The 15,198-nt window shown below is 61.5% G+C and carries 15 protein-coding genes; 1 reads left to right on the top strand and 14 read right to left on the bottom strand.

Features of this window, described 5'->3' with window-relative positions; translation table 11 throughout:
• Positions 1-17 precede the first annotated feature (17 nt).
• From GGQ67_RS10405 to GGQ67_RS10365, 9 genes are all read right to left on the bottom strand, one after another.
• Positions 18-1,370, bottom strand: coding sequence for a bifunctional folylpolyglutamate synthase/dihydrofolate synthase (locus GGQ67_RS10405; protein WP_183900096.1), 1,353 nt, complete (start codon positions 1,368-1,370; stop codon positions 18-20).
• A gap of 27 nt (positions 1,371-1,397) precedes the next feature.
• On the bottom strand, positions 1,398-2,300 hold the full coding sequence (gene accD / locus GGQ67_RS10400) for an acetyl-CoA carboxylase, carboxyltransferase subunit beta (protein WP_047509149.1): 903 nt from the start codon (positions 2,298-2,300) through the stop codon (positions 1,398-1,400).
• A gap of 39 nt (positions 2,301-2,339) precedes the next feature.
• On the bottom strand, positions 2,340-3,179 hold the full coding sequence (trpA, locus tag GGQ67_RS10395) for a tryptophan synthase subunit alpha (RefSeq protein WP_047509147.1): 840 nt from the start codon (positions 3,177-3,179) through the stop codon (positions 2,340-2,342).
• 3 nt (positions 3,180-3,182) lie between these two features.
• A complete protein-coding gene (gene trpB, locus GGQ67_RS10390; protein WP_183900094.1) occupies positions 3,183-4,403 on the bottom strand; it encodes a tryptophan synthase subunit beta in 1,221 nt (406 codons plus the stop codon).
• Positions 4,404-4,405: 2 nt separating this feature from the next.
• Positions 4,406-5,074, bottom strand: coding sequence for a phosphoribosylanthranilate isomerase (locus tag GGQ67_RS10385; RefSeq protein WP_183900093.1), 669 nt, complete (start codon positions 5,072-5,074; stop codon positions 4,406-4,408).
• A gap of 74 nt (positions 5,075-5,148) precedes the next feature.
• Positions 5,149-5,910 carry a M48 family metallopeptidase gene (locus GGQ67_RS10380; protein ID WP_183900091.1) on the bottom strand — a complete coding sequence of 254 codons (762 nt, stop codon included), beginning with the start codon at positions 5,908-5,910 and terminating at the stop codon, positions 5,149-5,151.
• 88 nt (positions 5,911-5,998) lie between these two features.
• Positions 5,999-6,433, bottom strand: coding sequence for a DUF2852 domain-containing protein (locus tag GGQ67_RS10375; RefSeq protein WP_183900090.1), 435 nt, complete (start codon positions 6,431-6,433; stop codon positions 5,999-6,001).
• 145 nt (positions 6,434-6,578) lie between these two features.
• Complete coding sequence (locus tag GGQ67_RS10370; RefSeq protein WP_183900085.1) at positions 6,579-7,856, bottom strand: polyhydroxyalkanoate depolymerase; 1,278 nt, start codon at positions 7,854-7,856, stop codon at positions 6,579-6,581.
• A gap of 204 nt (positions 7,857-8,060) precedes the next feature.
• Positions 8,061-8,903: a fumarylacetoacetate hydrolase family protein gene (locus GGQ67_RS10365; protein WP_183900084.1), complete on the bottom strand. Its 843-nt coding sequence runs from the start codon at positions 8,901-8,903 to the stop codon at positions 8,061-8,063.
• Between the two features lie 243 nt (positions 8,904-9,146).
• Between GGQ67_RS10365 and GGQ67_RS10360 the strand changes: the two genes are divergently transcribed.
• The gene (locus tag GGQ67_RS10360; RefSeq protein ID WP_183900083.1) at positions 9,147-9,740 is read left to right on the top strand and encodes a nitroreductase family protein; all 594 of its coding nucleotides are present in this window, start codon (positions 9,147-9,149) and stop codon (positions 9,738-9,740) included.
• Between the two features lie 66 nt (positions 9,741-9,806).
• On the opposite strand, the gene gyrB is transcribed toward GGQ67_RS10360, so the two are convergent.
• The 5 genes from gyrB to GGQ67_RS10335 all read right to left on the bottom strand — a co-directional run bounded on the left by gyrB (position 9,807) and on the right by GGQ67_RS10335 (position 15,140).
• Positions 9,807-12,242, bottom strand: a complete 2,436-nt coding sequence (gene gyrB / locus GGQ67_RS10355; protein WP_183900082.1) for a DNA topoisomerase (ATP-hydrolyzing) subunit B — start codon at positions 12,240-12,242, stop codon at positions 9,807-9,809.
• Positions 12,243-12,375: 133 nt separating this feature from the next.
• Entirely contained in the window at positions 12,376-12,753 is a 378-nt protein-coding gene (locus GGQ67_RS10350) for a helix-turn-helix domain-containing protein (RefSeq protein WP_018901128.1), read from the bottom strand.
• Positions 12,750-13,325: a Smr/MutS family protein gene (locus tag GGQ67_RS10345; protein ID WP_183900081.1), complete on the bottom strand. Its 576-nt coding sequence runs from the start codon at positions 13,323-13,325 to the stop codon at positions 12,750-12,752. The genes GGQ67_RS10350 and GGQ67_RS10345 overlap by 4 nt, the downstream gene beginning before the upstream one ends.
• Entirely contained in the window at positions 13,325-14,443 is a 1,119-nt protein-coding gene (mltA, locus tag GGQ67_RS10340; protein ID WP_183900080.1) for a murein transglycosylase A, read from the bottom strand. Before mltA ends, GGQ67_RS10345 begins: the two co-directional genes overlap by 1 nt.
• Positions 14,436-15,140: a Tim44/TimA family putative adaptor protein gene (locus GGQ67_RS10335; protein ID WP_183900079.1), complete on the bottom strand. Its 705-nt coding sequence runs from the start codon at positions 15,138-15,140 to the stop codon at positions 14,436-14,438. The genes mltA and GGQ67_RS10335 overlap by 8 nt, the downstream gene beginning before the upstream one ends.
• Between the last annotated feature and the right edge of the window lie 58 nt (positions 15,141-15,198).

The raw sequence follows: 15,198 nt of genomic DNA, 5'->3' as shown, positions 1-15,198 counted from the left end.
TCGATGCCGGGCTTTTTTCATTTGGGGGGTGTGCCGTTGTCGGCAAGGACGTCGCCAACCAGATAAAGCGATCCGCCGATCAGGATGCGCGGCGGCTGTTCCCGCTCGAAGGCGGTGTCCCGGATCGCTTCCAGCGCTTCGCCGACCGTGGACATCGGTTCGGCGACGAGACCCGCGTCATAGGCGGCATTCGCGAGAATGACGGGGTCGATCATCGCGTCGCTGCCGCGAATGGGGACGCAATAGACCTTCTCCGCCAGGCCCTTGAAGGCGTTGAAATAGCCGATCGGGTCCTTGGTGTTGATCATGCCGATGATCAGGAACAGCGGGCGCGGCTGCTTTTCCTCGAAATTGGCCATGGCTTCGGCGATGACCTCGCCGGCACCGGGATTGTGGCCGCCATCGACCCAGATCTCGGCACCCGAGGGGGCGCTTACCATCAGATTGCCATCGCTCAGCTTCTGCAGGCGGCCCGGCCATTCGACCGAGGCCATCGCCTTTTCCATCATTGCTTCGGTGACGGTGAAGCCCGCGGCCTTGACGGCGCGGATGGCTGCGGCAGCGTTGGCATATTGGTGGCGGCCGGGGAGCCTCGGCAGCGGCAGGTCGGCGAGGCCAAATTCGTCCTGGTAGACGAGCCGGCCGTATTCCTCATGCGCCATGAAATCCTGGCTGAAAGCCGCGGTCGGGCAACCGAGACGCTCGGCGGTGGAGATCAGCACGTCGAGCGCCGCGTCATATTCCTGCTTGCCGATGACGACGGGCCGCTTGCGCTTCATGATGCCAGCCTTTTCGGCGGCGATCAGTTCGACGCTATCGCCGAGATAGGGCTGATGATCAAGCGAGATCGGCATGATCACCGATACGGCCGGATCGGAAATGACGTTGGTGGCATCGAAACGGCCGCCAAGGCCGACCTCAATGATGGCCGCGTCGGCCGGATGCTCGGAGAACAGGATGAAGGTGACCGCCGTCAGGATTTCGAAGACGGTGATCTTCTGGCCCGCATTGGCGGCGGCAACGCGGCGCAGCGCGTCTGCAAAGACCGCGTCATCGACGAGCTTTCCGCGACCGCCCTCGGCGCCGATGCGATAGCGCTCGTGCCAGTTGACGAGATGCGGCGAGGTGTGGACGTGGGCGCTATAGCCGCCCGCTTCGAGAAGCGCGCGGCAGAAGGCGGTGACGGAGCCCTTGCCGTTGGTGCCCGCCACGTGGATGACCGGCGGCAGCTTCATTTGCGGATCGCCGAGAACGGCAAGCAGGCGGGTAATGCGATCCAGCGACAGATCGAAGCCCTTGGGATGCAACCCCATGAGCTTGTCGATTTCCTGTGCTGCTTCGCTCACCGCGGTCTGACCTCTGGGTATCATCGCTCAACCCGCCTGTGATGTTTGCGGTCAGGCGCTTGCGGCGATCGCAAGCGTGCCGGTGTTTTCGTTGGCAACGGCAGCCGGCTTCTTCGTCAGGATCTTCAGGACACGCGCGAGCGTATCGGGAATGTCATGACGCTTGACGACCATGTCGACCATGCCGTGCTCAAGCAGGTATTCCGACGTCTGGAAGCCTTCCGGCAGCTTTTCGCGGATGGTCTGCTCGATGACGCGCTTGCCGGCGAAGCAGATTTCGGCGCCGGGCTCAGCCATGTGGATATCGCCGAGCATGGCGTAGGAGGCGGTGACGCCGCCCGTCGTCGGGTTTGTCAGCACGACGATGTAGGGCTGGCCGGCTTCCTTCAGCATGTCGACGGCAACGGTGGTGCGCGGCAGCTGCATCAGCGACAGGATGCCTTCCTGCATGCGGGCGCCGCCCGATGCCGGGAACATGACCAGCGGGCACTTCTCAGCGATGGCGCGCTCGAATGCCTTGACGATCGCTTCACCGGCGGCGATGCCGAGCGAGCCGCCCATGAAGTTGAACTCGTGCACGACTGCGACGAGCTTCAGGCCCCTAACCTTGCCGACGCCGGCAACGATCGTGTCTTCCTGGTCGGTCTTGATTCGGCTGTCGCGCAGGCGATCCGTATATTTCTTGGAATCGCGGAACTTCAACGGATCCTGGGCAACCTTCGGCTGGATCAGCGCTTCATAGGCGCCGTCGTCGAAGAGGTCGGTCAGGCGTGCCTTGGCCGGCATCTTCATGTGATAGCCGGAAGCAGGGATGACCCACTTGTTGTCCTCGAGATCCTTATGGAAGACCATTTCGCCCGTTTCCGGGCACTTGATCCAGAGGTTCTCCGGCACTTCGCGGCGGCCCAGCATGGAATTGATGCGGGGGCGAACGTAGTTGGTGATCCAGTTCAAGTCGAAAACTCCTGATTAACTCTTGCCAATGTGGGAAAACTATTCGGCAGCAACAAGGCGCGCCGAACGTGTTCCCGATGACAGCCCGCGAACGAGCGTTGCGACAGCCTGTACGGTATCGGCAGTCGCCTTCCCGTCCTTGGTCAGGCTGAGGGCTACCTGATTGACGATTGCCGTGCCGACGACGACGCCATCGGCAGACGCGCCGATGACCTTCGCATGGTCGGCCGTCTTGACGCCGAAGCCGACGCAGACAGGCAGATCGGTGTGGTTCTTGATGCGCTTGACGGCGCCGGCGACCAGCGTCGGATCGGGCAGCGCCGAGCCAGTGATGCCGTTCATCGAGACATAATAGACGAAGCCAGAGGTGTTTTTCAGAACGACCGGCAGCCGCTTTTCATCGGTGGTCGGGGTGGCGAGCCGAATGAAATTGATGCCCTTGCGCAGTGCCGGGATGCAGAGTTCGTCATCCATCTCCGGCGGCAGGTCGACGACGATCAGACCATCGATACCCGCTTCCAGCGCGTCGTCGAGAAACTGTTCGACGCCGTGGACATAGATCGGGTTGTAGTAGCCCATCAGAACGATCGGCGTGTCGTTGTCGGTCTTGCGGAAGTCGGCTGCGAGCTGCAGCGTCTTCTTCAGCGTCTGACCGGCCTTCAGCGCACGCTGGCCGGCCATCTGGATCGCCGGGCCATCGGCCATCGGATCGGAAAAAGGCATGCCGAGCTCGATGATATCGGAGCCTGCTTCCGGCAGCGCCTTCATGATGCCGAGCGAGGTGTCGTAGTCGGGATCGCCGCCCATGAAATAGGTGACCAGCGCCGGGCGGCCTTCTGCCTTCAGAGCGGCAAAGCGTTTGTCCATACGTGCGGTCATGACTTATGCACCCATTCCCAGAATCTTGCCGACGGTGAAGATGTCCTTGTCGCCGCGGCCAGACAGGTTCATCAGGATGATCTCGTCCTTGCCCATCTTCGGGGCACGCTTGATGACTTCGGCCAGTGCGTGCGAGGGCTCGAGCGCCGGGATGATGCCCTCGAGGCGGGTCAGCGTCTGGAAGGCTTCAAGCGCTTCGTGGTCCATGATCGGCACGTATTCGACGCGGCCGATATCGTTCAGATAGGAGTGCTCTGGGCCGATGCCAGGATAATCGAGGCCGGCCGAAATCGAGTGGCCTTCCTTGATCTGGCCATCGCCGTCCTGCAGCAGATAGGTGCGGTTGCCGTGGAGAACGCCGGGCGAGCCCGCGGTGATCGAGGCGCAATGCTCGTCGCCCTGAAGGCCCTTGCCGCCGGCTTCGACGCCGACGATCTTGACGCTGGCGTCATCCAGGAACGAATGGAAGATGCCGATCGCGTTCGAGCCGCCACCGACGGCCGCGACGACGAGATCCGGCAGGCGGCCTTCGGCTTCCAGCATCTGCTCCTTGGCTTCCGCGCCGATGACAGCCTGGAAATCGCGGACCATCTCGGGATAGGGATGCGGGCCGGCGGCCGTGCCGATCAGGTAATAGGTGTCATCGACATTGGTGACCCAATCGCGTAGCGCCTCGTTCATCGCGTCCTTGAGCGTGCCGTGGCCGGCGGTGACCGGCTTCACTTCGGCACCCAGCAGCTTCATGCGGAACACGTTCGGCGCCTGGCGCTCGACATCGGTCGCGCCCATGTAGACGACGCAGGGGAGACCGAAGCGGGCGGCGACGGTTGCCGAGGCAACGCCGTGCTGGCCGGCACCGGTTTCCGCGATGATGCGGGTCTTGCCCATGCGCTTGGCAAGCAGGATCTGGCCGATGCAGTTGTTGATCTTGTGCGAGCCGGTGTGATTGAGCTCTTCGCGCTTGAAGTAGATCTTGGCGCCGCCAAGTTCAGCCGTCAGCCGTTCGGCGAAATAGAGCGGGCTCGGGCGGCCGATATAATGCGCGCCGAGATGCTTCAGCTCCGCCTGGAATTCCGGATCGGTCTTTGCCTTGTCCCATTCCGCCTGGAGGTCCAGGATCAGCGGCATCAGCGTTTCAGCGACAAAGCGGCCACCGTAAATGCCGAAGCGACCGTCCTCATCGGGACCGGAGCGGAATGAATTGGGTTTTGGGGTCTCGTTCACTATCAACTCCCTGAGGCCATTTCAGGCCGGCAAGCCTGCTCGACCGCATCGAAAAACTCGTCAATCAGCGCAACGCTTTTTACCCCTGGCGCGCTTTCCAGGCCGGAGGACGCATCGAGCCCCGGTGCCTTGGTGATGGCAAGGGCTTCGGCGATGTTGTCCTTGTTCAGGCCACCGGAAAGCATGTAATCCACGGTGCCGTCAAGCCAGCTGAGCAACGTCCAATCGAAGGACACGCCATTGCCGCCGGGCAATTCCGATCCCTTCGGAGGCTTGGCATCGAAGAGGAAACGATCGGCAATGCCGATATAGGCTTCGACCCGCTTCAGGTCATCGGCGGTGCGGATCGAAAACGCCTTCATGACAGGCAGACCGTACACGGCCTTTATGGTCAAAACGCGCTCGGGGCTCTCGTCGCCGTGAAGCTGAAGGATATCCGGCCTCAATGTTGCAACGATCTCGTCGAGATCGTCATTGGTCGGATTGACCACGACGGCAACGATCTTGGCGCGGCCGCGTATCCGGTCGGCCAATCTGGCGGCGTCGTCGGGCTCGATATAGCGCGGGCTCTTTTCGAAGAAGATGAAGCCGATATGGGTCGCGCCGCGCGTCCCCGCGCGATCGATCGCTTCGGCCGTTTTCAGGCCGCAGATTTTGATATCCGGTTTCATGGCAGCGAAGTGACACGAAAAAGGCCGTGAGTCGAGCCAATTCCGAGTGCCGCGATATTTTGAACCGTGGCCTGTCAGTCGAAATCGATCGCGTGCAGCAGGCTGCCGTGCCGCTTTAGCCAGGATTTGGCATCTTCCATACCGGGGCACAGCTTCTCGCACAGTGCCCAGAAGCGGGGACCGTGGTTCATCTCCTTGAGATGGGCGACCTCGTGGGCGGCGAGATAGTCGACGACGGAGGGCGGCGCCATGATGATGCGCCAGGAGAAGCTGAGGTTTCCCTCGGCCGAGCAGGAACCCCAGCGGCTGCGCGTATCCTTCATCGAGATCGACTTGATCGGCGCCCGGATCGATTGCGCATGGAATTTCGCCAGGCGCTCGAGATCTGCCCGCGCTTCCTTCTTGAGAAAGGTCGCGATGCGGCGGCCGAGATGCTCCGGCATGCCGCTCACCCGCAGCACCGGCCTGCCATCGATCGTGGTCGCTTCGGTCAATCCGCGCAGGCTGCCCGTATGCTGAATGCGATGTGACACGCCGCGAAACAGGATCGTGCCGCCTTCTCGAAGGCCTGCATCGGTCGAGAACTTCGCGAGCTTGGTCATGAGCCAGCCCTGGTGACGGTCGAGAAAGGCATCGACATCGCGTCGCGCCAGGCCGCTCGGGATCGTCATCTTCAGGGCGCGGCCGCCGGGCTCGATGCGCAGCGTGATGCGGGTCGCGCGCTCGTGCTGCTTGATCGTCAGCGGCATCAGCCGTCCGGCAACGTCGAGCGTACGGGTCTCCGGCGGGACCGGTTTGCGGACACTGCTGCGTGGCTTGGACAAGAGCGGGAACATCGGCATTTTCTATATGATTCGTCACCAGTCCGGTCAAAGAAAAACCGGCACCTGCGGGTGCCGGCCGATGTTTTGATGCCGATCGCGATTACGGCGCCTGGTATTCGGCGACCGGGCCGTCATCATCGCGGCGGGTGTTCTTGCGATCGCGCATATAACGGTCGAACTCGTCCTGATCCTTGGCGCGGCGAAGCTCGCGCACATAGGTTTCGAAGTCCTCGCGCATTTCATCGAGCTTGCGGCGTTCTTCCTCGAGCCTGTCGAGCTCGGCCTTGCGCCAATCGTCGAAGGCGACATTGCCCGTGGTGAAGTGCGGGCGATAGCGGCCATGCGAGCGTCGGCAGCCGGCGAAGAATCCATCGGCGGCGTTGTTGGCGTCGCGCTTGAAGCCGCGCAGACGATCCCCGAAGATGATGTAGGCGAGCATGGCGAGACCCAGAGGCCAGAAAACCACGAAGCCGAGGATCATCAGGGCAATGGTAGCCGGAGTCCAATCCGGGCGAAGCAATGCTGACTGGTTCATCGTGCGGTATCCTCGCATTTTCGCGCCCGGCGGAATGCCGAACGCTGGAAATCGATGTGGTTACCGTTCGACGCGGCTTCAAGACGATCTCCGTCCAAATCGGACAAGGTCTTGAAAGCAAAACATTAAATCAGATGATTGCGAATCAGCTGGATTTGCCGCCCTTGATCACGCGTTTGACCGCCGGCTTGCCCGCGCGGCCATGTTCACGAACAAAGTTGATGATGCGCGGCGCGATCTCGCGGCGGAAGCGGGAGCCGTTGAAGACGCCGTAGTGTCCGACATCCGGCTGCAGGTAATGCATGCGCATATGCTCGGGAATGTTGACGCAGATGGTCTGCGCGGCCTTGGTCTGGCCGACGCCGGAGATGTCGTCGTTCTCGCCCTCGACGGTGAGAAGCGCCACGTTGCGGATCGCCGTGGGGTCGACCAGCTTGCCGCGATGTTCGAGTTCGCCCTTCGGAAGCGCGTGCTTGATGAAGACCTGATCGACCGTCTGCAGATAGAACTCGGCCGTCAGATCCATAACGGCAAGATATTCGTCGTAGAAGTCGCGATGTTTCTCGGCCGGCTCGCCATCGTTCTTCACCAGATGCATGAAGAACTCCTTGTGGGCAACCAGATGCCGGTCAAGGTTCATCGACATGAAACCGGAGAGCTGCAGGAAGCCGGGATAGACCGGCCGCATGAAGCCCGGCTGCGGCCAGGGGACGTTCATGATCACGTTCTCGGCGAACCACTCCAGCGGCTTGTCCTTGGCCAGCTGGTTGACGGCGGTGGGGTTGATGCGGGTGTCGATCGGGCCGCCCATCAGCGTCATCGACGCGGGCGACAACGGATCGTTGGCCTCTTCCATGACCGCGGCCGCCGCAAGCACCGGCACGGAGGGCTGACAGACCGCGATCACATGCGTGTCCGGCCCGAGGAAATGCAGCATCTCGATGACGTAATCGACATAGTCGTTGAAATCGAAGGTTCCGTCGGTCATCGGCACCATGCGGGCGTCGATCCAATCGGTGATGTAGATATCTGCGTGCGGGAGGAGCGCCTCGACGGTGCCGCGCAGCAGTGTCGCGTAATGCCCGGACATCGGCGCGACGATCAGGATGCGCGGATCGGGACCGTGGGCGGCCGGAAGATTACGCGAGAAATGCAGCAGATTGCAGAAAGGGCGCGCCCAGACGATCTCCTCGCGAACGGCGACCTTCTTGTCGCCGACGACGGTCTGCGGGAGATCAAAGGACGGCTTGCCGTAGCGGCGCGTCGTGCGCTCGAACATCTCGAGTGCCGCAGCCATCGTCCGGCCCCATGGGGTCTGGGAAAGCGGATTGAGCGGGTTGGCATAGGCAAGCCGCATGATATCGGCCACGGCGCGGTAAGGCGCCATCGCGGCATGATTCAATTCGTAAAGCTGGTAAAACATGAGATGCATCACCTTTCTTTCATCTGGAAGATGACGCCTGCTGAAAGGCATCGACCTCTTTCCAACGATGTGCTGGCATCTCAACGCACAGTAACAGGTTTTTGTTGCACAGCAACATGAGCGATCCGCACCGCAATAAAGAAATGCCGGGGATTCTCTCCCCGGCATGATGCTGCGCTCAAATGCTTAACACTCGTCAAACGCCTAAAGATCGGCCTGAAATGTCTGCTTCTGCGTACCGAGACCTTCGATGCCGAGCTCGACAACGTCGCCGGCGCGCAGGAAACGCGGCGGCTTCATGCCCATGCCGACGCCTGGAGGCGTACCCGTCGAGATCACGTCGCCCGGATGCAGCGACATGAACTGGCTGAGATAGGAAACCACGAACGCAACGCCATAGACCATGGTCTTCGACGATCCGTTCTGCATGGTTTCGCCATTGACCTTCAGCCACATGCCGAGGTTCTGCGGATCGGCGATCTCGTCCTTGGTCACCAGCCATGGGCCGATCGGGCCGAAGGTGTCGCAGGACTTGCCCTTGGTCCACTGGCCGGCGCGCTCGGTCTGGAAGGCGCGTTCGGAAACGTCGTGCGAAACGCAATAGCCCGCCACGTAGTCGAGCGCATCGGCCTCGCTGACATATTTGGCGGTCTTGCCGATGACGACACCGAGCTCGACTTCCCAATCGGTCTTTTCGGAGCCGCGCGGAATAAGAACATTGTCGTTCGGGCCGACGATGGCCGAGGTGGCCTTCATGAAGATGACGGGTTCCGGCGGTACGGTGGCGCCGGTCTCGGCGGCGTGGTCGGAGAAGTTGAGACCAATACAGATGAACTTGCCGGTGCCGGCAACGCAGGCGCCAATGCGGGCTGGCTGAAGTTCGGGAAGGGTTTTCGGGTCGACCGCCGAGAGCCTGGCCAGACCTTCGGGCGAAATCGCCTCGCCCGCGATATCGGATACATGGCCGGACAGATCCCTGATCTTGCCGTCCGCATCCAGCATCGCCGGCTTTTCCCGGCCAATCTCTCCAACGCGCATGAGCTTCATCGAATTTCCTCCTCAGCGTGAGCCATGTGTTCATCACCTATGAACGAATTATTCACCGGTGTCATTACGGCTTTTCATGTCAGCGGTACGGTCCGATTACAAAAGCCGGCAAAAATTGAACGGCGCGGACACTGTCTTTCCGGCGCCAGGTGCACACATATCTTGACTGATCTCCGAGGGTGGCAAGAGTGCGTTTGCCGAGGAGATCACCTCGGCGCCCCGCCACCAACTGTCGGAAAGACCATGACAAAGAGCAACAGCCGCGAATCCCAATACCCGATCGAACCGATCTTTCTCGACCGCTGGTCGCCCCGCGCCTTTACCGGCGAGATCATCGACGAAGCCGACCTGCTGACCGTCCTGGACGCCGCGCACTGGGCACCATCGTCCGCCAACCAGCAGCCGTGGCGCTTCATCTATTCGTTGAAGGGTTCGGACGACTTCGACGGATTTGTATCGCTGCTGGTGGACTCCAACCAGGAGTGGGCGAAGAATGCTTCGGCGCTCATCTTCGTGGTGTCGAAGGGCTTCAATGGCGAATTATCCGAGGGGCGCAAGAGCTACACCCACTCTTTCGATGCCGGCACCGCATGGGGCTATCTGGCGCTGCAGGCCAAGTTTTCCGGCTTCTACGCGCACGGCATGGGCGGCATCAAGCACGACGAGATCCGCGACACCTTCGCCATTCCGGAAGGCTACCGCGTCGAAGCGGGAATTGCCTTCGGACGCCTTGCCGACAGGAGCGTGCTATCGGAGCGCAACCAGGAGCGCGAGTTTCCCAGCCAGCGAAAGGCGCTCGCCGAGGTCGTCTTCAAGGGAAAATTCGTAGCCGGATAAGAGCGCAATAGAAAACGGCCCCGCGGCTGGTGAGCCACAGGGCCGTTTGTCGATAAATGCCAGCGATCAGATGTCGAGATTGGCGACGTTGAGCGCGTTTTCCTGGATGAACTCGCGCCGCGGCTCGACCTCATCGCCCATGAGGCGGGCGAAGAGACCATCCGCATCCGTGGCGTCGCTGACGCGCACCTGCAGCAGCGAACGAACGTTCGGATCGAGCGTGGTTTCCCAAAGCTGCTCGGCGTTCATTTCGCCGAGGCCCTTGTAGCGCTGCATGGTCAAGCCCTTGCGGCCGCTTGCGAAAACGGCTTCCAGTAGTTCGCGCGCACCCGACAGTTCCATGTTACCGTCGCGTCGCGTCAGCTTCGGCGGCGTCTGGTAGATTTCCTTGAGGCGAGCCGACATCTGGTCGATCAGGCGGGCATCCTGCGACCCGATGAGCGCCATGTCGAGAACCACGACCTCCTTGACGCCGCGAACCATGCGCTCAAGACGCAGGCCGCCTTCGCTCGTCAGGCCGCCTTCCCAGCCACGCTCGGTTTCCTCGGCGATAACGTCGAGGCGACGGGCGACTTCGGCGACCAGTTCCTGGGCGCGGGCGCCATCGCTGATCGCTTCGGCGTTGAGCGCGCCGGCAATGGCCGCCTGTTCGACGACGGCGCGATTGTAGCGCGAATGCAGATTGTCGAGCAGCGCGCGCAGACGCAGCGCATCGACGATCACCTCGCGCAGATCCTGCCCGACGCGCACTTCGCCGCTGCCGAGCGTCAACGCCGCGTCATCGAGACCCTGGGCGATGAGGTATTCCTCGAGTGCCTTTTCGTCCTTCAGATACTGGATCGATTTGCCGCGCGACACCTTATAGAGCGGCGGCTGGGCGATATAGATGTGACCACGCTCGATCAGTTCCGGCATCTGGCGGAAGAAGAAGGTCAACAGCAGCGTTCTGATATGGGCGCCGTCGACGTCGGCGTCCGTCATGATGATGATCTTGTGGTAGCGCAGCTTGTCGGCGTTGAACTCGTCCTTGCCGATACCGGCGCCGAGCGCGGTGATCAGCGTGCCGATTTCCTGGCTCGACAGCATCTTGTCGAAACGCGCGCGCTCGACGTTCAGGATCTTGCCGCGCAGTGGCAGGATAGCCTGGTTTTCGCGCGAGCGACCCTGCTTGGCCGAACCGCCCGCAGAATCACCCTCGACGAGGAAGACTTCGGACTTGGCCGGGTCGCGTTCCGAACAATCGGCGAGCTTGCCGGGAAGCGAGGCGATATCGAGCGCGCCCTTGCGGCGCGTCAGTTCGCGCGCCTTGCGGGCGGCTTCGCGCGCGGCGGCGGCTTCAACCACCTTGCCGACGAGGATCTTGGCGTCGGCCGGATGTTCTTCCAGCCAGGTGCTCAGCGCTTCGCTGACGAGATTTTCGACGACCGGACGAACTTCTGATGAAACAAGCTTGTCCTTGGTCTGCGACGAGAACTTGGGATCCGGCACCTTGACCGACAGAACGGCGGTCAGGCCTTCGCGGCAGTCGTCACCCGTCAGAGAAACCTTCTCCTTCTTGGTTATGCCCGAGGTATCGGCGTAGGAAGTGATCTGACGGGTCAGCGCGGCGCGGAAGCCGGCCATGTGGGTGCCGCCATCACGCTGCGGGATGTTGTTGGTGAAGCAGAGCACATTCTCGTGATAGCTGTCGTTCCACCACATCGCCACTTCGACGGTGATCCCATCCTTTTCACCGCGAATGGCGACCGGGCGCTCGACCAGCGGCTTCTTGGCGCGATCGAGGTAGGACACGAAGGCTTCGAGGCCGCCATCGTAAAGCAGTTCTTCCTGGCGCACGTCGGAATGGCGCTTGTCGGTCAGGAGAATGCGGACGCCGGAATTGAGGAAGGCCAGTTCGCGCAGGCGGTGTTCGAGCGTGTTGAAATCGAACTCGATCATCGTGAAGGTTTCGGAGCTCGGCATGAAGCTCACTTCGGTGCCGGTCAGGCCACCGGAATCACCGGTTTCCTTGAGCGGGGCATCCGAAACGCCATGCGTGAAGCTCATTTCGTGGATCTTGCCCTGGCGACGGATCTTCAGCTTCAGCCAGACGGACAGCGCGTTGACGACGGAAACGCCGACGCCGTGCAGACCTCCGGAGACCTTGTAGGAGTTCTGGTCGAACTTACCGCCGGCGTGCAGCTGGGTCATGATCACTTCGGCAGCGGAAATGCCTTCGCCGCTGTGAATGTCCGTCGGGATGCCGCGGCCGTTGTCGGTCACGGTGACGGAACCATCGGCATTGAGCGTGACGGTGACGATGTCGGCATGACCGGCCAGCGCTTCGTCGATGGCGTTGTCGACGACTTCGTAGACCATGTGATGCAGACCGGAGCCGTCATCGGTATCACCGATATACATGCCGGGGCGCTTGCGCACGGCGTCAAGACCTTTCAGGACCTTGATCGAGTCTGCGCCATACTCGGTGCTAACGCCGTTTTCCGTCGCGGGTGTATCGGTCATATTGTCGAGAATTCCCTGTTGTCGATGCCGTGGTGACACGCGGGCGAATCACCGGCCTTAATCACGTTGAATATAGGGTTTTTGCATGAAGTTCCCAATGCCGGCGGTCGCCAAGAGCGCATAAAACAGGGGATTATGACCGTTTTCCGTCGGCGTTTTCCGCATTTTCGAGAACCTCCGACAGTTTTGCCAATGTCGCCTCATCCAGATGGCGAATAGACCCCGCCAAGCGGTTGGCGAAGGTCGTGTACTCGGCCGCTAAACCCGAGGTATCGATGACAATTCGCGGATCGGAAAAGCGCGCGATCAGGAACAGATCGTCGGCCTCATCCCAGATGATGTTGAAGTAGCCGGCGATGCGCTGCAGAAGGTCGAAGGTCGGAACGCCACGCTTTCCGTGCTCGAGTGCTGAGAGATAGGCGGGAGAGACGTTCAACGCTTCCGCCATCTGCTTCTGCGAGACCCCCTTGCGCTCTCTCAGCTTGCGGATCGCTTCCCCGAACGGCGTCATAACCGGTCGCCCGCGCGACGAGACAAGCGGATGTAGAGCGCGCCCTCGCCGCCATGATGCTGCGCCGCCGCCTCGTAAGACGAGATGAGGTAGCGAAATTCCGGCTTGGAGAACCACATCGGCACGGCACGTTTCAACGCGCCATCGCTGCCGAGCGAGCTGCCCTTGCCCGTGATGACGAGGACATGGCGCATGCCACGGTCATGGGCCCGCATCAGGAACTCGAGCAGCATGATGTGCGCTTCGCTCTGAACCAGGCCATGAAGATCGATGCGGGCCTCGAGCGCGAGGCGGCCCTTGGCGATCTTGCGCTTGACCGGGCGCTCCAGCGGATGATGGATACCGCCCGCGGGCTTCGGCGCCGCTGACGGTTCCGGTTGCCCGCCGGCGCCCGCGGCCGACTTTGGCGCGGCGGTTTTCAGGGTGGCGGCATCCGCCTCTTTCTCGGCCTCCTCGAGGAAGGCATCAAGTTCATTCAAAGCACCTGTTTTGCCAGGCATCGGCCGCGTGCTGCGCGCGACCTTGCCCCACAAGATGCGTTCGTCGGCGCTGAGTTTGCGATCCTTCGCCATCACGCAAACCTCACGGCGGCTTTGTTCGGGATGAGGATCGCGAAATCGGCATAGTGGCGCACGGTGCCCGCAAGCTCGCCGGCCGCGTCACCGGAGCCGGTGAAAATATCGCCGCGCGCCGGGCCAATGATGGCCGAGCCGGTATCGAGCGCCAGCATCAGGCGCTGGAAGGGCTTTCCGCCCTGCAAATGCAGGAGGCTTTGCGACTGGATGTAGAACGGAAAGCCGAAGGTGTGGATCATGCGATCGACGGCCAGCGACCGTCCTGCGATCAACGGTACCTTGGCGGCCGCGACCGGGCCGGCAGCCTCGTTGTCGACCTCGACCTCGCGGAAGAAAATGTAGGAGCGGTTGTGCGCGAGGATATCATCGACACGGTCCGGATTGATCGCCAGCCAATGCCGGATCGATTGCATGGAAATGTTCACCCGGTCGATCTCGCCGAGATCGATCAGCAGTTTGCCGATCGCTGAAAACGGATGGCCGGCCTTTGCCGCATAGGTGATGCGTCCCGTGCGGCCATCGGGATAGCGCAGGCGCGCGGCGCCCTGGACATGCACGAAGAAGACATCGACCTTCGATTTTGCCCAGGCGATCTCCAGCCCCTGCCCTTCCAGTGCTCCCTTGTCGATGGCGGCACGGTCTAGATAAGGCCCGATCGTTCCCTCACGCAATCGGCCGAACATGTAGCTCGTATCCATCGTGGCGGGGCGGTTCTGATCGTCGAGGTCGATCAGGTCGTCAGGGCGGCGGTAGAACGGGAACCGGTATTCGTCGTCCGGCCTCGCTGAAACAGCTATCTCGGGCTCGTAAAAGGCAGTGACGAAACCGGGCTCGCCGTCGGTTCGCCTGATGGCGAAGGGACGACAGTGCGTTTCGAAGAAAGAGCGTGCCTCGCTTGCCGACATCGGTCGTGTATCGCGCGCGGCCTGCAACAGGTCGAGAAGATCGGCGCTGGTCAGGCCCAGCGATCCGGTGCGGTAGGGTTTAGTCTCTTCGATATGGTGGCGGCAGGTTTCCATAGCCTCGAAAAGGCTGGAGGGGTCGTCATCCCTCCAGCCTTCCAGGTCGTCAAAGCCTATCGCCTCGAGGGCAAAGCCTCGTTCATCATCACTCATGTTCCGATTCGGTGGCCACGAGTTTCCAGTTCGGATCGCGCGAGCGGGTGTCGCGGGCGAATGTCCAGAGGTCGCTGATTTCGGCAACCGTCTCCGCGTCACCATCGACAAGGACGTCGGCCTTGTCATAGGTCGCGGAAATCATCTGGCTGATGATGCGCAAGGTGATCTGCGCTTCGCTGCCATTGACCTCGACATTCTTGATTTCGGCCTTGTCGATACCGACGAAGGTCGACTTGACCTTCTCGCCCTTGCTTTCGCGATCCGCGATCGCCGCGTCGAAGCCCTCGTACACTTCCTTCGACAACAAATTCTTCAGCGTCTTGCGATCGCCATCGGCAAAGGCCATCACGATCATTTCATAGGCCATGCGGGCGCCGTTGACGAACTCCTTCGGGCTGAAGGAAGGATCGGCCTTGTTCATTTCCCGCAACGATTCATTGAGCGGCGTGCCGGCTGGCGCGAAGGCATCGATCGCCGCGAAACGGTCTTCTTCCTCGCCGGCTGCATCGCGGCGCGGCAGCGTTACGACCTTTCCGGCATCCTGCGCCTCGGGACCGGCGGCATCGCGCGGCGTATAGAGATCGCGCGGCGGCTTCTCATTGCCCGTGCGCCGACCAAGGACGTTGCGAAGCTGCAAAAATATCAGCACCGCCGCCACGAGAAAAAACAAAGTGATGAAGTCGTTTGAACCCATATCCCGCCGCAATCTGTTAACATCTGGAATTTCTATACCCATATAGTCTGCATATACA

The sequence above is a fragment of the Rhizobium metallidurans genome, assembly GCF_014196505.1.
GTDB classification, from domain to species: domain Bacteria; phylum Pseudomonadota; class Alphaproteobacteria; order Rhizobiales; family Rhizobiaceae; genus Rhizobium; species Rhizobium metallidurans.
This window is presented reverse-complemented; position numbering and strand designations above follow the sequence as displayed.

Excerpts from the sequence above, each read along its gene's own strand:
- GGQ67_RS10370 (WP_183900085.1), bottom strand. The coding sequence starts at position 7,856 with ATGTTTTACCAGCTTTACGAATTGAATCATGCCGCGATGGCGCCTTAC.
- GGQ67_RS10360 (WP_183900083.1), top strand. The coding sequence starts at position 9,147 with ATGACAAAGAGCAACAGCCGCGAATCCCAATACCCGATCGAACCGATC.
- GGQ67_RS10385 (WP_183900093.1), bottom strand. The coding sequence starts at position 5,074 with ATGAAACCGGATATCAAAATCTGCGGCCTGAAAACGGCCGAAGCGATC.
- GGQ67_RS10405 (WP_183900096.1), bottom strand. The coding sequence starts at position 1,370 with ATGATACCCAGAGGTCAGACCGCGGTGAGCGAAGCAGCACAGGAAATC.
- GGQ67_RS10350 (WP_018901128.1), bottom strand. The coding sequence starts at position 12,753 with ATGACGCCGTTCGGGGAAGCGATCCGCAAGCTGAGAGAGCGCAAGGGG.
- trpA (WP_047509147.1), bottom strand. The coding sequence starts at position 3,179 with ATGACCGCACGTATGGACAAACGCTTTGCCGCTCTGAAGGCAGAAGGC.
- mltA (WP_183900080.1), bottom strand. The coding sequence starts at position 14,443 with ATGAGTGATGATGAACGAGGCTTTGCCCTCGAGGCGATAGGCTTTGAC.
- GGQ67_RS10380 (WP_183900091.1), bottom strand. The coding sequence starts at position 5,910 with ATGTTCCCGCTCTTGTCCAAGCCACGCAGCAGTGTCCGCAAACCGGTC.
- GGQ67_RS10365 (WP_183900084.1), bottom strand. The coding sequence starts at position 8,903 with ATGAAGCTCATGCGCGTTGGAGAGATTGGCCGGGAAAAGCCGGCGATG.
- GGQ67_RS10335 (WP_183900079.1), bottom strand. The coding sequence starts at position 15,140 with ATGGGTTCAAACGACTTCATCACTTTGTTTTTTCTCGTGGCGGCGGTG.
- GGQ67_RS10345 (WP_183900081.1), bottom strand. The coding sequence starts at position 13,325 with ATGGCGAAGGATCGCAAACTCAGCGCCGACGAACGCATCTTGTGGGGC.
- GGQ67_RS10375 (WP_183900090.1), bottom strand. The coding sequence starts at position 6,433 with ATGAACCAGTCAGCATTGCTTCGCCCGGATTGGACTCCGGCTACCATT.
- gyrB (WP_183900082.1), bottom strand. The coding sequence starts at position 12,242 with ATGACCGATACACCCGCGACGGAAAACGGCGTTAGCACCGAGTATGGC.